The organism is Streptomyces sp. (genome assembly GCF_031178505.1).
GTDB classification, from domain to species: Bacteria; Actinomycetota; Actinomycetes; order Streptomycetales; family Streptomycetaceae; genus Streptomyces; species Streptomyces gulbargensis.
This window is the reverse complement of record NZ_JAPSIW010000986.1, coordinates 1-1,992: the sequence shown is the minus strand read 5'-3', so window position 1 is coordinate 1,992 and position 1,992 is coordinate 1. Positions and strand designations below refer to the sequence as shown.

Genomic DNA, 1,992 nt, shown 5'->3' with positions numbered 1-1,992 from the left:
GGCGACCCGGGCTTCGACCTGCTGCCCGCGCTCCGGGGACGTACGGGAGAGGGGGAGCGGGCGGAGGTCCTCCGGCGGTTCGACCTCCTCACCGAACGCCTGGGCCTCGACCGGGGCCGGGCGGTCGCCTGGACGCTGGGCCGGGTGCTCCAGAACGCGCTGTGGGACATCGAGGACGGCGCGCGCGTCCTGGACGCCGGACAGGTGGCGCTCGCCGTGACCCTGTCGGCGAGGAGGACGTGAGCCGGGCCCCGGACCGGGTGGGCGTGAGCCGGGCCCCGGACCGGGTGGGCGTGAGCCGGGTCTCCGGCCGGGAGGACGCGGGCCGGGTCTCCGGCCGGAAGGGCGTGAGCCGGGCCCCGGACCGGGTGGGCGTGAGCCGGGTCTCCGGCCGGGAGGGCGTGCCCCGGTGCCTCTGGCCAGGACGGTGTCCCCCGGGGCAGGCTGGGGCCATGATCCGTACCGCCGTTCCCGCCGACGTCCCCGTCATCCACCGCATGATCCGCGACCTCGCGGAGTACGAGAAGGCCCTCCACGAGGCCCGCGCCACCCCCGGGCAGCTCCACGACGCACTCTTCGGCGACCGCCCCGCCGCCTACGCGCACATCGCGGAGACGGACACGGGCGAGGTCGCGGGCTTCGCGCTCTGGTTCCTCAACTTCTCGACCTGGCGCGGGGTCCACGGGATCTACCTGGAGGACCTGTACGTCCGTCCGGAGCTGCGCGGCGGCGGCCACGGCAAGGCGCTCCTGGCCGAGCTGGCCCGGATCTGCGTCGAGCGGGGCTACGAACGCCTGGAGTGGTCGGTCCTGAACTGGAACAGGCCGTCGATCGACTTCTACGAGTCCCTCGGCGCGCGCCCGCAGGACGAGTGGACGGTGTACCGCCTGACGGACGCGGCGCTGACGAAGCTGGGTTCGGTGTAGGAAGGGGGGATGGACATGGACATTCAGCAGCGCTCGGACATCCGGCAGCGGTTCGAGCGGATCACGGCCTTCATCGAGGCGCGGCTCACGCCGCTGTTCGACCCCGAGAACGGCAAGGACCACGGCTTCGGCATGGACGACACCTCCCGGGCCCTGCGCGCGCTGCGCTACACGGTGCAGGCCGCCTCCGCGGTGAACGGCCTCGTGGAGAAGCGGGAGACGGCGCCGGAGCTGCGTCAGGTGGTGGACCAGGCGCTGGAGCACAACTGGGACGTGCTGCGCTCCGCCGCCCGGATGTGGGAGGACCACCCCGACTTCCTGAAGGAGTTCAAGGGGCACTCCTGGGACGTGCTCGGGGTCTGATCCTTCCCCCGGCGCCGTACTCCCCGGTCCGGCGGGTCTCAGGGGACGAGGACCACCTTCCCCATCGTGCCCCGGGTCTCCAGGGCACGATGGGCCCGCGCCGCCTCGGCGAGCGGGAAGGTCTGGACGGCGGGGCGGAGCGTGCCGTCGGCCGCGGCGGCGAGCGCGGCGAGTTCGAGGGTGCGGACGTCCCCGCCGGCCTTCCGGAGCATCACCGGTCCGAGGACGGACTGCGAGGTGATGCCGCGGTCCGCGAGCTCCCCGGGGGTGAAGGTGAGGGCCTCGCCGCCGCGCAGGCCCGCGCCCGACCAGCCGAAGACGAGGTGGCGGCCGCCCCTGCCGAGGAGATCGACGGCGGCGCGGCCGGTGTCACCGCCGACCGAGTCGAAGACGACGGTCGCGGCGCGTCCGCCCAGATGGGCGCGGACCTTGTCGGCCCAGTCCGGTTCCGTGTAGTCGACGGCGAGGTCGGCGCCGTTGGCGCGGACGCGGGCGACCTTGTGGGGGCCGCCGGCGAGGCCGATGACGGTGGCGCCGGCGTTCTTGGCGTACTGGACGAGCAGGGTGCCGATGCCGGCGGCCGCCGCCGGGACGATCGCGACGGAGTCCGGGCCGAGTTCCGCGAACTGGAGGATGCCGAGGGTGGTGCGGCCGGTGCCGATCATGGCGACGGCCTCCGCCTCCCCCAGGTGGTCGGGGAGCG

3 protein-coding genes and 1 pseudogene are annotated in these 1,992 nt (G+C 74.3%); 3 read left to right on the top strand and 1 reads right to left on the bottom strand.

Annotated elements, in window-relative coordinates; translation table 11 throughout:
• The 3 genes and pseudogenes from RIF68_RS35385 to RIF68_RS35375 all read left to right on the top strand — a co-directional run.
• A pseudogene (locus RIF68_RS35385) lies at positions 1 to 243 on the top strand (hydroxyurea phosphotransferase); the annotation flags it as partial.
• Between the two features lie 209 nt (positions 244 to 452).
• Positions 453 to 926 carry a GNAT family N-acetyltransferase gene (locus tag RIF68_RS35380; protein WP_309055688.1) on the top strand — a complete coding sequence of 158 codons (474 nt, stop codon included), beginning with the start codon at positions 453 to 455 and terminating at the stop codon, positions 924 to 926.
• Between the two features lie 9 nt (positions 927 to 935).
• Positions 936 to 1,289, top strand: a complete 354-nt coding sequence (locus tag RIF68_RS35375; RefSeq protein ID WP_309055685.1) for a hypothetical protein — start codon at positions 936 to 938, stop codon at positions 1,287 to 1,289.
• 38 nt (positions 1,290 to 1,327) lie between these two features.
• On the opposite strand, the gene RIF68_RS35370 is transcribed toward RIF68_RS35375, so the two are convergent.
• On the bottom strand, positions 1,328 to 1,992 hold a 665-nt coding region (locus RIF68_RS35370; RefSeq protein ID WP_309055684.1), incomplete at its 5' end, for a zinc-binding dehydrogenase.

Bases quoted from the DNA above. Each gene is read 5' to 3' on its own strand.
- RIF68_RS35380 (WP_309055688.1), top strand. From the start codon at position 453: ATGATCCGTACCGCCGTTCCCGCCGACGTCCCCGTCATCCACCGCATG.
- RIF68_RS35375 (WP_309055685.1), top strand. From the start codon at position 936: ATGGACATGGACATTCAGCAGCGCTCGGACATCCGGCAGCGGTTCGAG.